Genomic DNA, 20,106 nt, shown 5'->3' on the forward strand with positions numbered 1-20,106 from the left:
AGTGACGAACAGCCCCTCCCTCCTCGACCGCGTCCCGGTCATCCCCGTCGTCGTCGTGGACGACCTCGGCGACGCGGTGCCGGTGGCCCGCGCGCTGGTGGCCGGCGGCATCCCGATGATCGAACTGACCCTGCGGACGCCGTGCGCCCTCGACGCCATCAAGGCGATCGCGAGCGAGGTGCCGGAGATCTGCGTCGGCGCGGGCACGATCGTGGAACCGGTGCAGGCTGCGCAGGCGGCCGAGGCGGGAGCGCAGTTCCTGGTCTCGCCGGGCAGCACCGAAACCCTGTTGAAGGCGATGACGGACACCGGACTGCCGCACCTCCCCGGCGCGGCGACCGTCTCCGAGGTGCTCTTCCTGCTCGAGCACGGCTACCGCGAACTCAAGTTCTTCCCCGCCGAGGCGTCGGGCGGCGCGAAGTTCCTCGGCTCGATCCACTCACCCGTTCCGGCCGCGCGGTTCTGTCCCACCGGCGGTATCTCGACGAAGAACGTCGGCGACTACCTGTCGCTGCCGAACGTCGGCTGCGTCGGCGGATCGTGGCTCACGCCCGCCGAGGCCGTGAAGCAGCAGGACTGGGACCGGATCAGCGGACTCGCACGTGAGGCGGCGGCACTCGCCCGGTAGCGCGTGAAGCGGCGCGGTACGGTGAATCGTGCGCGACAGTGACAACGGTGATTCCCAGCGGCCGGGTTCTCAGTCCTCGCTGAAATCGGCCAACCAGCACCGTGTGGTCCGCGCGCTCCAGACGTCGGGTGAACTCACCCAGGCGGAGATCGCGCGTCGCACCGGTTTGGCCCCCGCCACCGTCTCCAACATGGTCAAGGAATTGACCGCGGCCGGGATGGTCGCCGTGCCCGGCGGCGACCATCCCGGCCAGCGCGGCCGTGCGGTGCGACTGACCCGCCGGATGGGCCTTGCGGTCGGGATCGACTTCGGGCACCGCCATCTCACCGTCGCAGTCGCCGACATGGCACACGAGGTGCTCGCCGAGGAACGCGTCGAACTCGGTACGGGTCACCGCGCGGAGGACGGCGTGGTGCAGGCGGGCGCACTTCTCGACGCGGCCCTCGATCGACTCGGCTGCAATCGCAAGTCCGTCCTCGCAGTCGGGATGGGTCTGCCCGCACCGCTCGAGACCGACACCGGCGAGGTCGGTGGTCCGTCCATCCTCCCCGGCTGGGTCGGTGTCGACGCGGCCGCCATCGCGTCGGAGTATCTAGGCACCGCCGTGCACGTCGACAACGACGCGAACCTCGGTGTGCTCGCCGAGCACATGTGGGGAGCGGGTCGCGGAACCACCGATCTCGCCTACATCAAACTGTCCGACGGTGTGGGCGCCGGTCTCGTCCTCGACGGCCGCCTGTACCGCGGAAGAGGCGGCACCGCAGGCGAAATCGGCCACCTGACCCTCGACGAGTTCGGGCAGGTGTGCCGCTGCGGCAACCGCGGCTGCCTCGAGACCCTCGTCGCCTCGCACGTCGTGATCGGGCTGCTCGCCCCGAGCCGCGGTCCCGATCTGAGCATCGCCGACATCGTCGCGATGGCCGAGGGCGGCGACGCCGCCTGCATCCGGGTGCTCGCCGACACCGGCCGGCACGTGGGCGTCGCGGCAGCGAGCCTGTGCAATCTCGTCAATCCCGAACGACTCGTCATCGGCGGCGAACTCGCGCTGGCCGGCGAACTGCTCCTGGGGCCGATGCGTGAGGTCGTCGGCCGCTACGCGGTGCCCAGCGCGGTCCGTTCCCTGGACATCCGGGTCGCCGAACTCGGCCCCCGCGCCCAGGTGCTCGGCGCCGTCGCGCTGGGTCTGCGGTCCGCGCTTCCCGCCTGACCGTTCGCCGCTGAATTCTCGCTCCGTTTCAAAGGCTGAGCTCTGCGCCCGACACGGTTCTTGTGTTCATTGGTGAATGTAAAGCGGACAATTGAGTCTTTGTATGTTCATGTCTTGACGATTCGTGGTTTCGTTGCCTACTGTGTTCCACACCACAACGACTGCGCACTCTGCGTAGGCCTCGGCTCGATCCGAGTCTCGATCACCCCTTGCTCACGAGGAGTCCCATGACTGAACACGTCCTGTTGCCCGGCGCGGAAGCGCCCGGCGACACCGCAGAGGGCACTTCGGTTCCCGTCCGGATCGCGGCCGTCGCCGCACTCGGCGGCCTACTGTTCGGCTACGACAGCGCAGTGATCAACGGCGCCGTGTCGGCGATCGAGGGCAAGTTCCAGGTCGAGTCCGCACTCCTCGGATTCGCGATCGCCTCGGCACTGCTCGGTGCCGCGGCAGGAGCGATGCTGGCCGGGCGGATCGCCGACCGCTACGGTCGCCTCGTCACCATGCGGGCGGCTGCGGTGATGTTCCTCCTGAGCGCCATCGGCACCGGATTCGCGACCAACGTCGAGATGCTGGTGACGTTCCGGATCGTCGGCGGCATCGGTGTGGGCCTGGCCTCGGTCATCGCACCCGCCTACATCGCCGAGATCTCGCCCGCCCGGGTGCGTGGACGTCTCGGGTCGCTGCAGCAACTCGCGATCGTCACCGGCATCTTCGTCTCGCTCCTGGTGGACTACGCCCTCGCCGCGCTCGCCGGCGGATCGCAGGAAGAACTTTGGTTCGGGCTCGAGGCGTGGCGGTGGATGTTCCTCGCGATGTGTGTGCCCGCACTCGCCTACGGTCTGCTGTCGCTGACCATTCCCGAATCCCCCCGCTACCTGATCGCTCAGGGGCGCATCGCCGAGGCCCGCGGCATCCTCGCGGTCCTGCTCGGCGAGAAGGGCCTCGACCTCAAGATCGAGAGCATCCGTTCGACGCTGGCCCGCGAGACGCAGCCGTCGATCCGCGACCTGAAGGGCTCCGCATTCGGCCTGATGCCGATCGTGTGGATCGGTATCGGACTCTCGGTCTTCCAGCAGTTCGTCGGTATCAACGTGATCTTCTACTACTCGAGTGTCCTGTGGCAGGCCGTCGGTTTCGACGAGGGCAGCTCGCTGAAGATCACGGTCATCACGTCCGTGGTCAACATCGCCACCACCCTCATCGCCATCGCCTACATCGACCGGGTGGGCCGTCGACCGCTGCTCATCATCGGCTCCGCCGGCATGGCCGTGACGCTCGCGACCATGGCGTTCATCTTCGGAACCGCCTCCACCACCGTCGTGAACGGTGTCACGACGCCGCAGCTCACCGGGCTGCAGGGCCCGATCGCGCTCGTCGCCGCCAACCTGTTCGTGGTGGCCTTCGGAATGTCCTGGGGCCCGGTGGTGTGGGTCCTGCTCGGTGAGGCGTTCCCCAACCGCATCCGGGCCGCCGCGCTGTCGCTCGCCGCGGGCGCCCAGTGGGCGGCGAACTGGCTGATCACCGTGACGTTCCCGTCCATGAAGGACTTCTCGCTCGGAATCTCGTACGGCTTCTACGCCGTGTGCGCGGTGCTGTCACTCGTCTTCGTGCTGCGCTGGGTCAAGGAGACGAAGGGCGTGGAACTCGAAGCCATGCACTCCGATTCGGTCGTGTAGACCGTTTAGCGCGACGACGTGGACACCCGCGAGGATTTCACTCGCGGGTGTCTTCGTCGTCCTTCATCTGCTCGACGGCGGTCGCGGATTCGCTGACGATCGCGCGCATGGCCGCCTCCGCCGCGTCGGCGTCGCCCATCTGGATCGACGACGCCACCACGCCGTGCAGGCGGATCGCTTCGGTCTCCGCGACATGCGGCATCAGCGAGTGCCGGGTGCGGCCCTCGAGCACCTCCACGACGATCTGCGACATCGCACGCAGGAGGGGATTTCCGGAGGCGGTCAGCAGGGTGCGGTGAAAGTCGGAATCGTGGGCCAGGTACGCGTCCGTGTCCGCCGCACGGGACGTCGACGACATTCCGATGACGGCCGCCGTGAGCGCCCCGCACTGCTCCGGCGTCGCCCGTGTCGCCGCGAGACGCGCGGCGAGCGGTTCGATGCCCGACCGCAGTTCGCTCAGGCTCGAAAGCTGTTCGAACCGCTGCGGTCCGGCGAGTTTCCAGCGAATCACGCTCGGATCCAGTGAATTCCAGTGCTCCTCGCCGAGGACGGTGATCCCGACACGACGACGGACGGCCAGGAGTCCGAGGGATTCGAGAACCCGGACCACCTCGCGGACGACGGTGCGGGAGACGGAGTACTGGGTGACCACGTCGTCGGCGGAGATGCGGGTGCCGGGTGCCAGGACTCCGGCCACGATGTCGCTGCCGAGCCGATCGAGCACCGTTTCGTGCAACTGCCGGTACTCGGCGCCCTCTGCGTTGGTCATCCGCCGATGGTCCCACGCTTGCCCCCGCTGAACACACGTTGGCGCCCGATCAGACTTCTAAGTAGTACTTATTGGAGATCGGCCTTGAAATCATATGGTTTATAGGGCAGAGTGACCTGAGTCACGAACAACGGTCATTCCAACACCGATCTCCCTGGAGCAACAGAATGAGTACCGCGTCACTACTCGCAGCGGCCGACAGCGCCGGCACCGACGCGCAGTTGATCACGGCTGCCGTCGTCGGCGTCGCCGTCATCATCGCGCTGATCACCTGGCTCAAACTCCATCCGTTCCTCGCGCTGTCGATCGGCGCCGTCGGCGTTGGCATCGGCGCAGGTCTCGGCGCCACGGACTCGGTGAAATCGTTCGTCGAGGGCTTCGGCGCCACGATGGGCAGCGTCGGAATCCTGATCGGATTCGGTGCCATGTTCGGCAAGCTGCTCGCCGATTCGGGTGGCGCCGACCGAGTCGTCGACACCCTCGTCGGGCGCGCCGGACCGCGGACGTTGCCCTGGATGATGGCACTGGTCGGCGCGGTGATCGGCCTGCCGATGTTCTTCGAGATCGGTCTCGTGCTGCTGATGCCGGTCATCATTCTCGTCGCGCGCCGTTCGGGGCTGTCGCTGATGCGCATCGCGATCCCCACCCTGGCGGGCCTGTCGGCGATGCACGGTCTCGTTCCGCCGCACCCCGGGCCGCTGGTCGCGGTGGCGGCGCTCAATGCGAACCTCGGACTCACCCTCGCGCTCGGCGTCGTCGTCGCGATTCCCACCGTCATCGTCGCCGGACCGCTGTTCAGCAAGCTGGCCGCCCGTTGGGTGGACGTGCCCGTCCCCGAGCTCTACGTCACCGTCGAGGAGCGGGTGGGCGCCGAAGCCGCCGCCGAGCGTCGCCGCCCCAGCTTCGCGGCCACCCTGTGCGCCATCCTGCTCCCGGTCGTCCTGATGCTGGGCAAGGCAATCGCCGATGTCGTCGCCGCCGACTCGGAGTCGCCTGCGAAGGCGCTGCTCGACTTCCTCGGAACGCCCGTCGTGGCCCTCGCGCTCGCGGTGCTCGCCGGGATGCTGCTCCTCGGCCGGGGCGGTGGCATGGACCGCAAGGCCATCGCGGCGTCGCTGGAGAGTTCGCTGCCCCCGATCGCCGGAATCCTCCTCATCGTCGGTGCAGGCGGTGGATTCAAGCAGGTCCTGATCGACACCGGCATCGCCGACGTGATCGCCGAAGCGATCAAGGGCAGTGCCCTTCCGGTTCTGTTCCTCGCCTGGCTCGTGGCCGTGCTGATCCGGGTCGCCACCGGATCGGCCACCGTCGCGACCGTCACCGCGTCCGGCATCCTCGCGCCCGTCGCCGCCGAGCTGACGTCCACGCACGTTTCGCTGATGGTGCTGGCGATCGGCTCCGGCTCGCTGTTCCTGTCGCACGTCAACGACGCGGGATTCTGGCTGGTGAAGGAATACCTCGGCGTCACGGTGGTGCAGAACCTGAAGACGTGGACGGTGATGGAGTGCATCATCTCCGTCACCGGTCTGGCCGGTGTCCTGGCGCTGAGCGTGTTCATCTAAAGGGGGTCGAGAATGTCGAGTGAGGTTGGTGAGATGCACGTGAGTACGCGCGAACCCGTAGGACGCACGCCGCAGACCGCGGATCCCGTCCTGGTGCTGATGGGCGTGTCCGGGTCCGGGAAGTCGACGGTCGCGGGAATCATCGCCGGCGCGATGGGCTGGGACCTGCAGGAGGGGGACGCCCTCCACCCGCCCGCGAATGTCGCGAAGATGGCGTCGGGGCAGCCGCTGACCGACGAGGACCGCTGGCCGTGGCTCGATCTCGTCGCGGGATGGATCCGGGACCACACCGACAACGGTCTTCCCGGGGTTATCACCTGCTCCGCGCTCAAGCGCAGCTACCGCGACGTCCTGCGCGGCGACAACGTCGTGTTCGTGCATCTCGCCGGGTCGCGGGTGCAGATCGGGGAACGGCTGACCGCCCGGCTGGATCACTTCATGCCCCCGTCGTTGCTGGACACGCAGATTTCGACGCTCGAGCCGATCGAGCCCGACGAGGACGCCATTGTGGTGGACGTGGGTGGATCGCCGACACAGGTGGCGACGGAGATCATCGCTCGGCTGGAGCAGCGGCTCGGCCGGTGAACTTCCGGTAATCGGACGGAAATTCGGTCGAAGTCGCTCGGTAACGGGCGGCTTCGACTTACCGTGGCGTGAGGTCTCGGGGGTTGCGGGTGCGTTTCTACCCGGATCGCCCTAGGGTGTCCAGTGAGCTGGACAAGCGTCCGATACAACGGAGGGCAGTATGCGAACGCGAGGATCGATCGTGTGGCACTGGGATGTCAGTCGGCGGGCGCGCATGACGTTCTGGTTTGCCAGGGCTTTCGTCAAACCGCTGTTCACGATTTGGCCGACGACGGACCGCGGCATCGAACTGCTGGCGGTCCTCGACGAACTCATCGACCGGCTACCCAAGCCGAAGGGGCTCGACATCGAGGCGATCTCGCTCGGCGGGGTGCCGTGCGAGAAGATCACCCACCCGCGACCCACCGTCACCTCGATGGACGGCGCCACCATCCTCTACTTCCACGGCGGCGGATTCGTGTTCTGCGGGCTCGCCACCCACCGGGCGCTGTGCGGTCTGCTCGCCGCGCGGTCGGGTGCGCCCGTCGTGTCGGTCGAGTACCGGCAGCTTCCCAAGGGGGCGATCGGGGCGTCGCTGGTGGACGCCATGACCGCCTACACCGAGGTGCTGAAGGTCTGCGACGACCCCACCCGCGTGATCGTCGCGGGGGACTCGGCGGGCGGGTACCTCGCGATGAAGGTCGCCGAAGTCGCCGCACTGCGGGGCATCACCCGGCCCGCGGCCGTCATCGGATACTCGCCGCTGCTCAACCTCGACCTCGAGGATCACGACCCCGATTTCATGAAGCGCGACGCGTACCTGCCGATGTCGCAGGTGGCGAAGCTGAAGGACCGCTGGCTGGCCGGGCCCGACCAGATTCCGGGTGCCCAGTCTCCCGTGAACGCGGATCCGGCACTGTTCCCGCCGGTCTTCCTCACCGCCGCCGAGTACGAGATCATGCGGCCCGACGTCGAGATCCTCACCGACCGGTTCGACCGGGAGGGCCGGCAGATCGAGACCCACATCTGGAGTGGGCAGATCCACGCGTTCCCGGTGATCGGCAAGGTGCTGCGGGAAAGCCGCACGATCATCGGGCTCACCGTCGACTTCGCGTCCCGCGCACTCACGGAGTCGAAGCGGCACTCGGCCTGAGCTACGCGGGGTTGAGCACCCGGCGCAGCAGCGGTGACACCGTGATCAGCAGTCCCAGCAGCGCGACTCCCGTGACGAGCACGAGGCCGGAGTGGAACTGGTGGAACCCGGCGCCGCTGATGCCGGTGGCGGTGTGCGAGCCTGCGGTGACGAGCGCGGTGGTCAGTGCCAGCACGAGCGCGGCACCGACCTGCGCGGACGTCTGCACGAGTCCCGACGCCAACCCCTGCTCGGAGTCGTCGACACCCGACGTGGCCTGGGCCATGATCGACGTGAAGCCCAGCGCGAAGCCGACGCCCAGCAGCATCACGCTCGGCAGGATCGCGACCGTGTAGTTCGGCTGATCGCTCCCGGCGAAGAGGAACCACAGGTAGCCGAGGCTCAGCGAGGTGAGTGCCGCGATGATCATCCGGGCGGTGCCGAACGCGTCGATCAGGCGGCCGACGAACGGCGACCCGAAGGCCACGATGATGCCCGCGGGGAGGAGGCCCAGCGCCATCTCCAGCGGCGACCATCCGAGCACCGACTGCAGGAAGATCGTCATCATGAACTGGAAGCTCAGGTAGGAGCCGAAAAGTGCGACGATGCTGAGGTTGGCCCGCACGATCGAGCCGACCCGCAGAATGCTCAGCCGAACGAGCGGGTGCGCCACCCGGTTCTCCACGACGAAGAACGACGCCAGCAGGGCAGCGGCCAGTGCGAACGATCCCAGCGTGAGCGGATCGGCCCAGCCGCGGGCCGGCGCCGACACGACGGTGTAGACGGCGAGCAACATGCCCGACACCAGCGTCGCGGCTCCGACGATGTCGTGGCCACCGGTGTCGGCGGCACGGTCGCGGGGGATCAGGACGGCGCCTGCGGCCAGGGCGAGCACCGCGAACGGCACCGGCATCAGGAACGTCCAGCGCCACCCGGCACTGGTCAGCAGCCCGCCCAGGATCAGGCCGGACGAATAGCCGCTGGCTCCGAAGACGGAGAAGATCGACAACGCCCGGTTGCGGGCGGGCCCCTCCTTGAACGTGGTGGTGAGGATCGACATCGCGGTCGGCGCGGTGAACGCGGCGGCGAGTCCTTTCACGAAGCGGCTCGCGATGAGCAGCGTGCCGTCGTCGACGAGTCCGCCGACCAGGGACGCGATCGCGAACACGGTCAGCGCGATCAGGAAGACGCGGCGGCGTCCGAGGAGGTCGGCGGTGCGTCCGCCCAGCAGCAGCAGACCACCGAATCCGAGGACGTATCCGTTGATGATCCATTGCAGCGAGGTGGTCGACAGCCCCAGTTCGGTTCCGATGGAGGGCAGTGCAACACCCACCATCGAGACGTCGAGACCGTCGAGAAACATCACGAGGCACAGCACGGCCAGGACGCCCCAGAGGCGGGGAGTCCAGGCCTGGTCGGTCGGCGGGGCGGTGGTGGCGCCCGACGAGGTGGCGAGGTCCGGGGTGGCGTCGCTGATAGTCACAGGGAGAATGTAGATGCACGTGCAATCAATGCGCAAGCACTAATTTCGTTTGCATTTAATTCGCTTGCACGTTTTTCGTGCGCGCGCTAGGGTGCGGATCATGAGCTCAGAAGCGGACCTGCGCGACACGTGGCGGCTGCTCGCGAGCAGATACAACTCGATCGCCTGCGAGTTGGATCGTGAGATGCAACACGCGCACGGCCTGAGCATGAGCGACTTCGAGACGCTCGACCGACTGATGGACGCCACGTGCGACCGGCCACGGATGCAGGACCTGGCGGCCGAGATGTACCTCAGCCCCAGCGCGCTGTCCCGGAGTGTGGCCCGGCTGGAAAAGGCGGGCCTGGTCGCCAGGGCGCTGTGCGAGGCGGACCGGCGGGGCGTCTTCGTCGACGTTACCGATGCCGGCCGCGAGGTGCACGCCGACGCCAAGAAGATTCAGTTGGGCGTGCTCACCGAAAGGCTTACGGAAACAACCTGATTCGTCACGTCAACGAGGTGGGTGTCGCGTAGTCGTCGGACGGGAACTCGCCGTCGACGACGGCGGTCACCACCGTGTTCTCGAGCGTGATCGCCCCGCCGTGATTGTCCAGGAACGCGGTGTCCGCGGCGTCGCGCCCCGTCGCGATCCGCAGCAGTGCCGAACGCGGGGCCAGTCGGGTGGCGTCGACCACCCGCCACTCGGAATCGACGAACGCCTCGACGACGGCGTGGAAGTCCATCGGATCGCACCCCGGCGCATACACCGCTGCCAGTCGTGCCGGGATGGTGACGGCCCGCAAGAGTGCCACCGTGAGGTGGGCGAAGTCACGGCACACCCCGGCCCCGGACAGCATCGTGTCGACGGCACTGTCGGTGGATCTGCTCGACCCCGCCTGGTACAGCAGCCGCGACCCCACCCACGTGGTGATGTCCTGCAGCAGTTCCGGGTGCGGCTTGGACAGGTTGAACTCCCCGCCGGTGAAACCGAAGAACTTGTCCGCCTCGGCATATCGGCTCGGGCGCAGATACTTCGAGAGGTCGTAGTCGGTGACGGGAGGCGGATCGGCCTTGCCCACAACCGAAGCCGCGTACTCGACGTGCAGCGAGCCGCGGGGGCTGTCCAGCAGGTGGACGCGAGTGCCGTGCTCCGCCACCATCTCTCGTGCCTCGACCGGATTGCCGTCGAGGGTGAACGTCAGCGACTCCGACAGCTCCGAACCGGGGGTCCTGGCCACCGCGATCTTGAATTCGAGACTGGTGGCGTCGGTGACCTCGATGTCCAGAGTGGCGGTGACGTGACGTTTCATCAGCCCATCCTGGCATCCCTCGTCCGGGGGTGCAGAATCCCCCGGCGGAGTCAGGCCTGAACGCGCGGCCGCAACCACTCGACGAGATCGTCGAGTACCTCCTCGTTCTCCGGTTCGTTGAACACCTCGTGGAACAGGTTTTCGTAGATCTCCACCGTGAGATCCTCCGATCCGGCGTACTCCGCGATGAGTTCCGTGCCGTGCACGCTCGCGAGCCCGTCGTCCCGGCCGTGCTGGAGCAGCAGGGGAACTTTCAACGACGGCAGGCGCTCCGGCAGATGTTCGGCAGCCAGAATCATTCCGCGCGCAATCCCCGCGGGCACTTTCCCGTGGTGGACGAGGGGATCCGCCTCGTAGGCCGCCACGACCGCCGGATCGCGGGACACCAGCTTCGCGTCGAGCGACTCGACGGGCACTCCGGGGAGGAAGCGGCCCACCAGCTTGCCGATCTCGACCACCACGCGCGGTGTTCCGCTCGTCACGTCGACCGCGGGTCCGGACAGCATGAGTGCCTTCAGATCCTGCTGGTGGTCGAGGGCGTACGTCAGTGCGATGGAACCGCCCATGCTGTGGCCGAGGAGGAACCGGTCGGTGCCCGGCCAGTCCGTCGACGCGATGCCGAACAACTGGTGCAGGTCGTCGGTGAATTCGCGCCAGTCCTTCAGATGGACCCGTTTGCCGCCCGACCGCCCGTGTCCGCGGTGGTCGGGCGCGTAGATCGCGAGGTCGAGTTCGCCGAGTCGCTCGATCACGTGGTCGTAGCGTCGGGCGTGCTCGCCGAAGCCGTGGCACAGCACCAGCACGCCCCGCGGGCGCCGCTCGGGGAGCCACACGTCGTAGACGATGGGAATTCCACCGACGCCGGCGAAGGACGATTCTCGATGCTGCATGATGCCCCTTCGTGGTCCGAATTCGACGACTCAGATCATCGCACGGTGAGGTACCCCGACAAGCGGAAAATTAGGGGATCGGTCCCTTCGACAACAGGTCGATCACGGCGCGGGAGGTGCGCCGCCGCAGCCATCCGCGGGGTCCGTCCTCGCCGAGCGCGGCGCGGGCGGCATTCAGGCCCGACACCCCGTGCACACCGCCACCCGGGTGCGCCGAGGCGCTGCCCAGGTACAGGCCCTGAACGGGGGTTTCCGAGCGGGAGATGCCGGGCCCCGGCCGGAAGACCAACTGCTGATGGAGTTGCGCAGTCCCTCCGTTGACGGCGCCGCCCACCAGATTCGCGTCGGCCGCCTCGAGGTCCGACGGGCGCTGGACGACGCGCCCGACGACCCGCTCCGCGAAACCCGGTGCGTGCGCCTCGAGGACGTCGTCGACCCGCGCGGCCAGCAGATCGGCGGACGCGTTGTCGGTGATGTCGCGCGGCAGATGTGTATATGCCCAGGCGCTTTCGGTGCCCTCCGGTGACCTGCTGGGATCGGCGGTCGTCATCTGCCCGAACAGCAGGAACGGGCTGGTCGGGACGGTGCCGGTGGTCAGGTCGGCCATCCAGCGGACGAGGCCGTTGTCGTCGGCGCCCAGGTGGACGGTCCCCGCACCGCCCAGGCTGGGCGAACGCCACGGAATCTTCTGCGACAAGGCGTAATTGACCTTCAATACCGGCGTGTCCCACTCGAAATGCTCGAGGTCGGCGCGCACGCGGGCGGGGACGGCGTGGTCCGGAAGCAGCGACCCGTACAGCGCGGGTGCCGAGACGTCGGCGATCACCGCCCGGCGTGCCGTGTAGCGCGCACCCGACGCTGTCCGCACGCCGACGGCGCGACCCGACCGAACCTCGATCCCGGTCACCGCGTCGCCGTAATGGAAATGTGCGCCCGCGTGCTCGGCCCGGCGTACCATCGCGGCCGACAACTCGCCGGCGCCGCCCACCGGGACCGGGTACCCGCCGCCCTGGGCGAGCATTGTCAGGATGTACCCCATGACGCCGCTGCCCGGTGCGTCCGGAGGCGTGTCGGCGTGCATCGCGTGCCCAGCAACAGGAGTCGTGCCGCCTCGCCGCGGAACAGTTCGTGCGCCATCCGCCGCGCAGGCAGGAGCAGGAATCGGGCCACCCTCAGCGACTCGGCGGTGCCCAGTCTGCGCAACAGGGCGCTCGGGCCGCGCACCGGTGGGAAGGGGCTGAACAGGGTGCTCAGCAGCGGTTCCTTGATGTGGTGCCACTGCTCGACCAGCGCCGTCCACGCGACGCCGTCTCCGGGTTGCCTGCGTTCGAGGTCGGCGGCCGTGTCAGCCGGGTCGGGATGAATCACCGGCGCGTCCTCGTCGGAGGTCGAGCGGGCGTGCCCGACCGCGTGAGGCGCGCGACTCCACCGCAGCCCGTGCGATTCGAGGTCCAGCCCGCGGATTGCGGGGGACACGGTCGACAGGGGATAGAACGCGCTGAACAGGTCCGACGTGAAGCCGGGGACGAGTTCGGCAGACCTCACCGCACCGCCGGGTGTCGGCTGCGCCTCCACGACCGCGACATCCCAGCCCGCATCGGCGAGTGTCGCGGCCGCGACGAGCCCGTTGGGACCGGATCCGATGACCACTGCGTCGACGTTGCTCACCCGACCAGGCTGTCAGAAAAGACGGCGCTCCGCTCAGAGGGACGACGGTGTGAACGTCACCGGAAGGTGCTTCAGCCCGTTGATGAAGTTGGATCGCAGCCGCTGGGCAGGCGCCGTCTGCTCCATGTCGGGCATCCGACGCAGAATCTCACTCAGCATCACCTTCATTTCGGCGCGAGCGAGGTTGGCGCCGAGGCAGAAATGGTGACCGCCGCCGCCGAACGCGATGTGCTGCGAGAAGTGGCCGGTGGGCCGGTCGATGTCGAACGTATACGGATCGTCGAACACCGCCTCGTCACGGTTCCCCGACATGTGCCAGATGACCACGCGGTCGCCCTCGGCGATCTCGACGTCGTGCAGCACCGTGTCCCTGGTCGCGGTCCGGCGGAACTGCATCACCGGTGTGGCCCACCGCAACCCCTCCTCGATCAGGGCGTCGAGCTTCGACGGATCCTCGAGCACCTTGCGGCGCTCCTCGGGATGCTCCATCAGCGCCAGCTGGGTGTGCGAGATGGCGTTGCGGGTGGTCTCGTTGCCTGCGACCGCGAGCAGCATGAAGAACATGTTGAAATCGAGTTCGCCGAGCTTCTCGCCGTGCACGTCGGCCTGGATGAGAGCGGTCGCGATGTCGTCGCGCGGGTGCCGCTTGCGGTCCTCGAACATCGCGAGGCTGTAGGCGAACATCTGGCCGGCCGCCGCGCGTTCCTGACCTTCCTCGAGGTGGAATTCGGGATCGGACGAGCCGATCATCTGATTCGTCAGGTCGAAGATCAGCTTGCGGTCCTCCTGGGGCACGCCCAGGAAATCGGCGATCGCCTGCAGCGGCAGTTCGGACGCGACGTCGACGACGAAGTCGCACTCGCCGCGCTCGATCACCGCGTCGACGATGCTCGTGGCGCGCTGCGCGAGAATTTTGTGCAGCTGACCGATGCGGCGGGGCGTGAAGCCCTTGCTGACGATCTTCCGCAGCGCCGTGTGGTCCGGTGGATCCATATTCAGCATCATCAACTGCTGGCCCGCCAGGTCGTCGGGGGCCAGATCGTCGATGTAGGTGGCGCCCCGCCACGACGAATACGTCTCGGCGTCCCGGTTCACCGTCACGATGTCGGAGTGCCGGGTGACGCACCAGAAGGGGTCGCCGCGGTCGTCGAGATGCCGGTAGACGGGGGCCTCCCGCCGCAACGTGGCAAACATCTCGTGGGGCACGCCCTGCACGAAGGTGTCCGGGTTGTAGAGATCGACGTCGGCGAGCTGCACGGTCCCTCCTGAGGCCTCACGTACGAGAATACGTTCTAGCCCAGGAGGATGTGGGGACAACGAAAACGGCCCCGGAGAATTGAATCTCCGGAGCCGTTTCCACTTGGTAGCGGGGACAGGATTTGAACCTGCGACCTCTGGGTTATGAGCCCAGCGAGCTACCGAGCTGCTCCACCCCGCGTTGCATTGACAACACTACACCCTTCCCGGAGTGCTCTTGACCAACCCCGGGGAGGGCTAGGTCACATCAGCCGGAACTGGACCATTTCGATGGCGTTCTCGATCGCCTCGGACACCTCCCGCAGGCGCTCGTCCGCGCCGGCCGCCGCGAGAATCTGCAGGCGGTCGGCGTCACCCATCGGAATGTAGGTGGCGATCTCGTACAGCCTCGTACCGAGCGACCCGCGGAACCCGCCGATGACCGGAACGTCGGGCGGGACGTTTCCCGTCTCCGTCGCGAGACGGCGGAGGAGGCCGTACAGGAATTCGAGTCTCTCGATCAGCGACGGGAATTCGTAATCCGCCGTCTGGGTGCCGGTGTTCTCATCCGGCCACACATCCACCTCGGCGATCGGATACGGATTGTCCGGCAACCACTTCGACACCTTGATGCGTTCCTCGGTGCGGCAGAACAACTCGTACCGGCCGTCGCCGATCGACGCGTGGGACTCGATCCGCGCGATCGTGCCCACATCGTGGCGCACGTCGCCGCCGCCCACCTCTTTGCCGCGGGCAATGAGGACCACCCCGAACCGGGGACCGTCCGGTGCGTCCAGGCAGTCGCGGACCAGTTCTTGGTAGCGGGGTTCGAAGACGTGGAGGGGGAGCTGCTGCCCGGGCAGCATCGTCGAGCCCAGCGGGAACATGGGAAGCAGAGTCATCAGGGGATTCTCAATCGGGGTACGGGCGTCGCCGGCAACGGGTCGACGCGATCGATCTCGTCCGTCAGGTGTTCCGACCACGTCAGGAGGCCGGCGATGTCGAGGCCGTGTGGCGCCTCCACCTCGTAATGCCGGATCCGGTCGTGGCCCTGGCGCAGCAGCGACCGCGCACCGGTCTTGTTGCCCCGCATCAGGTGGGTGAGCCCCACCGCGAGCTGCGCGAGCCCCTGCCACAGTTCCCGCTCGTCCTCGGGGGCGATCTTCCACGTTCCCTCGAGGATTTCGTGGGCGTGGAACGGCATGCCGTGGTCGAATAGCCGCTGAGCCTCGGTGATCGCCTCGTCGGGCGGTAACCGCAGGTCGTCGGGGACGCGCGGCACACCCTCGGCGTCGTGGGGCAGGGGCCGGCCGAGCTCGTCGCGGGGGCGTGCATTGAGCGGCTTGCCCGTCCCGTCCCTGTCCCGATCGGTCATGGGACAAGGGTAACGCTCAGCCGCGGGTCGGCGAAGGGTTGGCAGAGGTGTTGGCAAGGGCCGCAGCCACTCGTGTCGACAGCTCGTCGCGAACCATCCGGACCGTCGCCGACCGCAGGTGAACACGGTCGTCCTGGTGGTAGAGGTAGCGGCCATCCGATTCCACGTCGATCCAGGTCAGTTCACCCAGAACCGGCTCGTCGAGTCCGCTGCGCGCACCGCGGATGCAGATGTACCCGATCCCGGTCCGCGGGCGGCCGACGATCGCTCGCAGACGAGCGCCGTCGGAGGCTCGGGCATTCTGCAGGACAGAAGTGCCGATGCCTCGGTTCTGGACGTCGTCGGGGTGCGCGGTCAGCGACGCGGTTCGTCCGGGAGCGCAGTCGGGCAGGTCGTCCAGAAGTCGGGCGGTGAACCCGTCGACGTTCTCGGCGCCCGCGTCGATCCGGATGTCGCCGCGGCCCGGTTCGCCGCGGAGTTGTTCGGCGACGACGGCGAGCCGGCCACGGATGCTGCCCCTCCGCCGAATCCCGGAGTCGAGTTCGGGGGAGGGGGCGAGCACCGTGACCGACACTTGCGGGTACCGCAGCGCCTGGATCGCCGCGACCAGTTTCGGCTCGTCGAGCGTGGAACGCCACTGCTCCAGTTCACGTTGCTGGATCGCATACCGGTCTTCCGTCGCGGCCGCGGACCGGTACTTCAGTGGGTACGGCATCCGGTCGAGATCGGTTGCCTCCCAAAGGAACATGAATTGGGCTGACGTCAGCCGCCAGTTCATGCGCCGATCACCGGCGGTGCCACGGGGTCGAGTTTGCCGATCAGTTCGTTACCGTTGTCGACGGTGATGAGGTAGCTCGGCGTCTGATGCTCCGTGTCACCCTCCCCATGTCCGCCTGCCCGGCCGGGCGAACCCATCATGCCGGGTGCCATACCCATTCCAGGACGGCTCATGCTCGGCTTCACCGGTGTCGCCGCTGCGGCAGCGGCAGCCGCGCCGGCCCCTGCTGCGGCACCACCCGAAGGGATCGGACCACCTGGAACCACACCGCCTGAGTTGGACTCGGAGTCGCGTTTGTCGTTCTTCCTGCGCGTGCTCGGCGCCGAACCTCCGACGCCCGAGCCGCCGGCACCGGACCTCCCACTACCGCCGACCCCGCCATAACCCGCGCCGCCCGTGCCGCTGCCCTGCGAACCCGCACCAGCAGCGTTCTGCGCATTCGCAGCCGCAGTCTGTGCGGCCGAACCGGATCCGGCGTTGGCACCGGCGCCCTGATTTGCGGCGGCCTGATTGGCAGCGGCTCCGGCATTCGCTGCAGACGTGGTCGACGCATCATCCCCCGCGGACTCCGCGTCCCCGAGGGTCTCGCCGTTCACAGACGTATCGCCATTCCCCGACGCAGTGGAGGTATTGCTGTCGGATGCGCTCCAGGGGTTCGAACCCTGTGGCACCGTTCCGTACGTACTCGGCACGCCACCGGAGCCGGAACCGTCGCCAGATGGGGTGTAGGGCTCCGGCAACTGCGGGACGTTCGTGCCGACATCCCGGTAGTTCGGCACGTAGATCGCTTCCAACCTCCGAACCGCCTCGAGACGTGCAGCTTCCCTCTCGGTCTCGGACCTTTCGGCCGCGAGCGGACTCAGCGGGAGTTGAGACAGGACACCTTCGGTACTAGCCGGCTGAGGCACAGAGGCTTTCACCTCCGCAGCCGCACTGCTCAGGATGTCGAGCTTGACGGCGATTGCCGCGATACTCGATGTCAACTGACCACTCGTTGCAGCGAGTTTCTCGGTCGCCTGTGCCGCGGCGTCCGCCGCGGCACCCTCCCAACGTTCGGAAATCGTGTTACGAAGAATCGCGAAGCCGAATGCAAGAGGAAGCGAATTCGAGATGCTGTGGCAGGCTTGGGCGAGTTCACCGATGGCGTCGGGCACCATGGTTTGGACTTTTGCGTACATCTCTTCGTGATCCATACCGTGGAAACTCTCCATGGTCCGGATATACGGGTCGTCTGTTCCCGATCCTGCGGTCAGCTTGTCCGCCGAGTTCTGCAGGCCTGCGCGGCGTTGCTCGCCTGCGCCATTCGGACTTATCGAGTCGAGGATCGCGGACACAACATCGTTGGGCGGCACGGCTTAGCCCTCCTTCGGAATGTAGCGCTCGAAGATTCGGGCGGTGTCTTCCAATCCGGCGCACCATTCGGATTCGGGAGTATGTGCTCCCGTTCCCTTGAAAAGGTTGCGGTCGATAATCACGAAACCGGACGACGTTTCCATGGATATCGCACATACATCCGGCTTACCGGAGTCGAATTCAAGTAGTGCGGGTCGACCGTTGATCTCGATCGGTCTTGTGTTCTTCTGGGTTGTTTGCACCTTCTGGCGCTCTTCTTCGAACGAAATGTTCCCGGAAAGTACGTTCAACCCGTAGAGCCGTTGCGGTGTGTCATACGTGCATCCGAGGAAGGTGTATTCATCAGGCGTGAAGTCGGCGTTCTCTTCGCTCGCCGGGTCGAATCCGGCTTCCACAATTGCTGAGTCGGGAATATCGAGGCATGGGTCAAAATGAACCTGCGGTCGATCCGAGTGATCCACATGCCGTGGAAGGCGGACAGCGCTCGACGCGGGGGTCGACTCAGGATTCGATTGCCCGTCTATCTGCTCAGTGCTGCATCCAGCGAGGATGACGGTCGTAAGTGCAATAAGAGACCGGAGGCTTGAGCGACGCGTCATTCAAGACCTCCTTGGATCGAACCAAGCGCTTGCCGGATTGCACTGTCGGCGTCGCCGAAGGCCTGTCCGCCTTCGGCGAATGTCTGCCTCATGAGCTCGATCGCGAGACGGAACTGATTCAAGCGTTCTGTGAACGACCCTGAGCCCTCGCCCCCTGAGAACTTCTGCTGGTATCCATCTTGCAGCTCGACGGCGGACGTGAATCCCCCAAATCCCGAGACTCTATCGAGCCGACTTGCCTTCTTCAGTGCATCGTCCAATTGCTCGAGCATCTCGTCGCAGACACCGACACACTTCTCGATTGCGTCATCCTCCAGACGCAGTGTTTTGCTCATTCCCATCCCCCCAGTGCTCGACAGGACCCCCTCGGCCGCGTGCGGAGATGCTACCGCACGGGTGTGTCACTCGGTCTAGTGCGCGGCGCTGCAATGTTCAGGCTGCGTTGAGGAATTCGATGAGGATGCGCTCGACGGGTGAGTCGGTCTGAACTTCGCGGAATGGCAATGGTTTCGGTAGTGGTGGTGCCGTCGACCGGTACCGGTGTCCGGTGGGGGTGTAGACCTCGATCTGGTGCAGTCCTCCGGGCCGCTGGCGAGGGGTGGCGTGCCATCCTGCGCCTTGTTTAGCGTAGTTGCAGGCTGCACACAGCCCGGCGCCGTTGTGCGCGGTGGTCGGACCCTCGGATTCGCGGGGTCGGATGTGGTCGTGGTGCCGGATCGGGGCATCGCACCACGGTGTCCGGCAGGTGCGATCGCGTAGATCGATCAGCCTCGCCAACCCGGCGGGGAAGCAGCGGGCCTGGGACTCAGTCGCGGTCAGCGCTCCCGACTGCGGGTTGGCGTACAGACGGCGCAGGTTCACCCGCGTCGCATTCCCGGTGGCCGGATCGATCGCGGCCTGGACTGCCTCGGAAATCCAGTGCCCCGCCAGTTCGGCGGGAACGGGACCGTATCCCTGCACGTAGGCGGGTTCGGATCCGCTGTCGAGGAGGGCACGGTCGGAGATCACCAGGTTCACGGTGATCGGCGGTGTCGTCGCCGTGTGGTGCGTGCCCGTGACCCGGGACACGAGGAGATCGGCCATGATCTGCGACCGCGTGCGTTCGTCGCCGGCAGCGAGAATCGAATCGGCGTCACGTGCGAGGGTGGCGTGCACTGCCACGCCTTCCGCGACCGGCAGCAGGGCGCTGACGTAGGCCATGGTGTCCGGGGCCGGACGGGAGGTGACCCGCCGATCCGACACGGCTTTGCGGGCCCGTCGCACCACAGCCTCGGCGTCGACCTCTGCGGCGGCCGCGCGGACTTTCGCGCACACCGCCCCGTCGCCGAGCCCGTCCAGTGTGGCCGCGTCACCGCACAGCAGGTAATCGAGTGCCGTGCGATCGTCCCGGGTCAGGCATGCCGTTTCGCGGACCAGGATTGTCGCTCGCCATTCGCTGAGCAACCCGCGTTCGAGCAGCGCCAAAGTGCAGGGCATCTCGTGGGCGAGCGCGGTGGCCATGCCGAGGTGGCGACCACCGCGAAATGGTGAGTCCCGTCGTGCCAGCGCCACCTGGTTGGCGATGCCGCGCCCTCGCTGCGGCAGCGGCACATTGCGGTTGGCTCGTTCAGCTCGGATGGAGGCGTCGAGGTCTGCGGTCACCCGGGCCTGCACGCCGGCGCAGGCGGCCTTCACTTCTTCCAGTGCGCGGAGTACATCGATGCGCATCGCATCGTCGATATCCCGATCGAGTTCCGGCAACTCGGCCAGAAACGCGATGATCGCCCCAGCATCCACCCCGACCCCCATGTTTGTCGAATCCCCCGAATCGAACGTATGTGGCGCTCCTGAGGTTTGTGTGGGCGTCATTTCTGCTGTTCAGGGTGGGTTGTGTTGTTGGACGCAGCGTTCGGCG

General features: G+C 67.0%; 19 protein-coding genes, 1 tRNA gene and 1 pseudogene. 7 read left to right on the forward strand and 14 right to left on the reverse strand.

From position 1 onward, the window contains the following. Position 1 precedes the first annotated feature (1 nt). The 3 genes from eda (at position 2) to MLGJGCBP_RS31015 (ending at position 3,514) form a co-directional block, all read left to right on the forward strand. Positions 2-628: a bifunctional 4-hydroxy-2-oxoglutarate aldolase/2-dehydro-3-deoxy-phosphogluconate aldolase gene (gene eda / locus MLGJGCBP_RS31005; protein WP_160100468.1), complete on the forward strand. Its 627-nt coding sequence runs from the start codon at positions 2-4 to the stop codon at positions 626-628. Positions 629-656: 28 nt separating this feature from the next. Beyond that, positions 657-1,835, forward strand: a complete 1,179-nt coding sequence (locus MLGJGCBP_RS31010) for an ROK family transcriptional regulator (protein WP_160100470.1) — start codon at positions 657-659, stop codon at positions 1,833-1,835. A gap of 227 nt (positions 1,836-2,062) precedes the next feature. Next, positions 2,063-3,514 (forward strand): sugar porter family MFS transporter, encoded by a 1,452-nt coding sequence (locus MLGJGCBP_RS31015; RefSeq protein ID WP_160100472.1) that lies wholly within the window; start codon positions 2,063-2,065, stop codon positions 3,512-3,514. Between the two features lie 37 nt (positions 3,515-3,551). Here the strand turns inward: MLGJGCBP_RS31015 and MLGJGCBP_RS31020 are convergent, their stop codons facing one another. Beyond that, positions 3,552-4,283, reverse strand: a complete 732-nt coding sequence (locus MLGJGCBP_RS31020; protein WP_087559154.1) for a FadR/GntR family transcriptional regulator — start codon at positions 4,281-4,283, stop codon at positions 3,552-3,554. A gap of 167 nt (positions 4,284-4,450) precedes the next feature. Between MLGJGCBP_RS31020 and MLGJGCBP_RS31025 the strand changes: the two genes are divergently transcribed. The 3 genes from MLGJGCBP_RS31025 (at position 4,451) to MLGJGCBP_RS31035 (ending at position 7,562) form a co-directional block, all read left to right on the forward strand. Further along, positions 4,451-5,845 (forward strand): GntP family permease, encoded by a 1,395-nt coding sequence (locus tag MLGJGCBP_RS31025; RefSeq protein WP_160100474.1) that lies wholly within the window; start codon positions 4,451-4,453, stop codon positions 5,843-5,845. A gap of 33 nt (positions 5,846-5,878) precedes the next feature. Then, on the forward strand, positions 5,879-6,430 hold the full coding sequence (locus MLGJGCBP_RS31030; protein WP_160100476.1) for a gluconokinase: 552 nt from the start codon (positions 5,879-5,881) through the stop codon (positions 6,428-6,430). Between the two features lie 160 nt (positions 6,431-6,590). Further along, positions 6,591-7,562: an alpha/beta hydrolase gene (locus MLGJGCBP_RS31035; RefSeq protein WP_160100478.1), complete on the forward strand. Its 972-nt coding sequence runs from the start codon at positions 6,591-6,593 to the stop codon at positions 7,560-7,562. Between the two features lies 1 nt (position 7,563). Here the strand turns inward: MLGJGCBP_RS31035 and MLGJGCBP_RS31040 are convergent, their stop codons facing one another. Further along, a complete protein-coding gene (locus MLGJGCBP_RS31040; protein WP_160100480.1) occupies positions 7,564-9,060 on the reverse strand; it encodes an MFS transporter in 1,497 nt (498 codons plus the stop codon). 64 nt (positions 9,061-9,124) lie between these two features. Between MLGJGCBP_RS31040 and MLGJGCBP_RS31045 the strand changes: the two genes are divergently transcribed. Further along, positions 9,125-9,505 (forward strand): MarR family winged helix-turn-helix transcriptional regulator, encoded by a 381-nt coding sequence (locus tag MLGJGCBP_RS31045; RefSeq protein WP_160100482.1) that lies wholly within the window; start codon positions 9,125-9,127, stop codon positions 9,503-9,505. A gap of 4 nt (positions 9,506-9,509) precedes the next feature. Here MLGJGCBP_RS31045 and MLGJGCBP_RS31050 read toward each other — a convergent pair whose 3' ends face one another. The 12 genes and pseudogenes from MLGJGCBP_RS31050 to MLGJGCBP_RS31105 all read right to left on the reverse strand — a co-directional run bounded on the left by MLGJGCBP_RS31050 (position 9,510) and on the right by MLGJGCBP_RS31105 (position 20,000). Further along, the gene (locus tag MLGJGCBP_RS31050; protein WP_160100484.1) at positions 9,510-10,313 is read right to left on the reverse strand and encodes a transglutaminase-like domain-containing protein; all 804 of its coding nucleotides are present in this window, start codon (positions 10,311-10,313) and stop codon (positions 9,510-9,512) included. Positions 10,314-10,363: 50 nt separating this feature from the next. Beyond that, on the reverse strand, positions 10,364-11,203 hold the full coding sequence (locus MLGJGCBP_RS31055) for an alpha/beta hydrolase (protein WP_160100486.1): 840 nt from the start codon (positions 11,201-11,203) through the stop codon (positions 10,364-10,366). Positions 11,204-11,273: 70 nt separating this feature from the next. Next, a pseudogene (locus MLGJGCBP_RS31060) lies at positions 11,274-12,871 on the reverse strand (phytoene desaturase family protein). A 33-nt stretch (positions 12,872-12,904) separates the two neighbouring features. Further along, a complete protein-coding gene (locus MLGJGCBP_RS31065; RefSeq protein WP_160100488.1) occupies positions 12,905-14,128 on the reverse strand; it encodes a cytochrome P450 in 1,224 nt (407 codons plus the stop codon). 104 nt (positions 14,129-14,232) lie between these two features. Further along, positions 14,233-14,309 (reverse strand) — tRNA-Met (locus tag MLGJGCBP_RS31070). Between the two features lie 61 nt (positions 14,310-14,370). Further along, on the reverse strand, positions 14,371-15,009 hold the full coding sequence (locus MLGJGCBP_RS31075; protein WP_160100490.1) for an LON peptidase substrate-binding domain-containing protein: 639 nt from the start codon (positions 15,007-15,009) through the stop codon (positions 14,371-14,373). Beyond that, positions 15,009-15,482, reverse strand: coding sequence for a DUF309 domain-containing protein (locus tag MLGJGCBP_RS31080; protein WP_160100492.1), 474 nt, complete (start codon positions 15,480-15,482; stop codon positions 15,009-15,011). Before MLGJGCBP_RS31080 ends, MLGJGCBP_RS31075 begins: the two co-directional genes overlap by 1 nt. Positions 15,483-15,498: 16 nt before the next feature. After that, on the reverse strand, positions 15,499-16,260 hold the full coding sequence (locus tag MLGJGCBP_RS31085; RefSeq protein WP_160100494.1) for an ESX secretion-associated protein EspG: 762 nt from the start codon (positions 16,258-16,260) through the stop codon (positions 15,499-15,501). Next, positions 16,257-17,612: a hypothetical protein gene (locus MLGJGCBP_RS31090; protein ID WP_160100496.1), complete on the reverse strand. Its 1,356-nt coding sequence runs from the start codon at positions 17,610-17,612 to the stop codon at positions 16,257-16,259. The genes MLGJGCBP_RS31085 and MLGJGCBP_RS31090 overlap by 4 nt, the downstream gene beginning before the upstream one ends. A 3-nt stretch (positions 17,613-17,615) precedes the next feature. Continuing rightward, positions 17,616-18,212 carry a DUF3558 domain-containing protein gene (locus MLGJGCBP_RS31095; RefSeq protein ID WP_160100498.1) on the reverse strand — a complete coding sequence of 199 codons (597 nt, stop codon included), beginning with the start codon at positions 18,210-18,212 and terminating at the stop codon, positions 17,616-17,618. Next, positions 18,209-18,547: a hypothetical protein gene (locus tag MLGJGCBP_RS31100; protein WP_328799644.1), complete on the reverse strand. Its 339-nt coding sequence runs from the start codon at positions 18,545-18,547 to the stop codon at positions 18,209-18,211. The genes MLGJGCBP_RS31095 and MLGJGCBP_RS31100 overlap by 4 nt, the downstream gene beginning before the upstream one ends. A gap of 97 nt (positions 18,548-18,644) precedes the next feature. Then, positions 18,645-20,000 (reverse strand): HNH endonuclease signature motif containing protein, encoded by a 1,356-nt coding sequence (locus tag MLGJGCBP_RS31105; RefSeq protein WP_442972133.1) that lies wholly within the window; start codon positions 19,998-20,000, stop codon positions 18,645-18,647. Positions 20,001-20,106 lie beyond the last annotated feature (106 nt).

It is taken from the genome of Rhodococcus sp. T7 (genome assembly GCF_009872365.1).
GTDB lineage: Bacteria > Actinomycetota > Actinomycetes > Mycobacteriales > Mycobacteriaceae > Rhodococcus_F.

What these genes read in the sequence shown, in the direction of transcription:
- MLGJGCBP_RS31015 (WP_160100472.1), top strand. Translation starts at nt 2,063, where the DNA reads ATGACTGAACACGTCCTGTTGCCCGGCGCGGAAGCGCCCGGCGACACC.
- MLGJGCBP_RS31020 (WP_087559154.1), bottom strand. Translation starts at nt 4,283, where the DNA reads ATGACCAACGCAGAGGGCGCCGAGTACCGGCAGTTGCACGAAACGGTG.
- MLGJGCBP_RS31025 (WP_160100474.1), top strand. Translation starts at nt 4,451, where the DNA reads ATGAGTACCGCGTCACTACTCGCAGCGGCCGACAGCGCCGGCACCGAC.
- MLGJGCBP_RS31030 (WP_160100476.1), top strand. Translation starts at nt 5,879, where the DNA reads ATGCACGTGAGTACGCGCGAACCCGTAGGACGCACGCCGCAGACCGCG.
- MLGJGCBP_RS31035 (WP_160100478.1), top strand. Translation starts at nt 6,591, where the DNA reads ATGCGAACGCGAGGATCGATCGTGTGGCACTGGGATGTCAGTCGGCGG.
- MLGJGCBP_RS31045 (WP_160100482.1), top strand. Translation starts at nt 9,125, where the DNA reads ATGAGCTCAGAAGCGGACCTGCGCGACACGTGGCGGCTGCTCGCGAGC.
- MLGJGCBP_RS31050 (WP_160100484.1), bottom strand. Translation starts at nt 10,313, where the DNA reads ATGAAACGTCACGTCACCGCCACTCTGGACATCGAGGTCACCGACGCC.
- MLGJGCBP_RS31055 (WP_160100486.1), bottom strand. Translation starts at nt 11,203, where the DNA reads ATGCAGCATCGAGAATCGTCCTTCGCCGGCGTCGGTGGAATTCCCATC.
- MLGJGCBP_RS31075 (WP_160100490.1), bottom strand. Translation starts at nt 15,009, where the DNA reads ATGACTCTGCTTCCCATGTTCCCGCTGGGCTCGACGATGCTGCCCGGG.
- MLGJGCBP_RS31080 (WP_160100492.1), bottom strand. Translation starts at nt 15,482, where the DNA reads ATGACCGATCGGGACAGGGACGGGACGGGCAAGCCGCTCAATGCACGC.
- MLGJGCBP_RS31085 (WP_160100494.1), bottom strand. Translation starts at nt 16,260, where the DNA reads ATGAACTGGCGGCTGACGTCAGCCCAATTCATGTTCCTTTGGGAGGCA.
- MLGJGCBP_RS31095 (WP_160100498.1), bottom strand. Translation starts at nt 18,212, where the DNA reads ATGACGCGTCGCTCAAGCCTCCGGTCTCTTATTGCACTTACGACCGTC.
- MLGJGCBP_RS31100 (WP_328799644.1), bottom strand. Translation starts at nt 18,547, where the DNA reads ATGAGCAAAACACTGCGTCTGGAGGATGACGCAATCGAGAAGTGTGTC.
- MLGJGCBP_RS31105 (WP_442972133.1), bottom strand. Translation starts at nt 20,000, where the DNA reads ATGGGGGTCGGGGTGGATGCTGGGGCGATCATCGCGTTTCTGGCCGAG.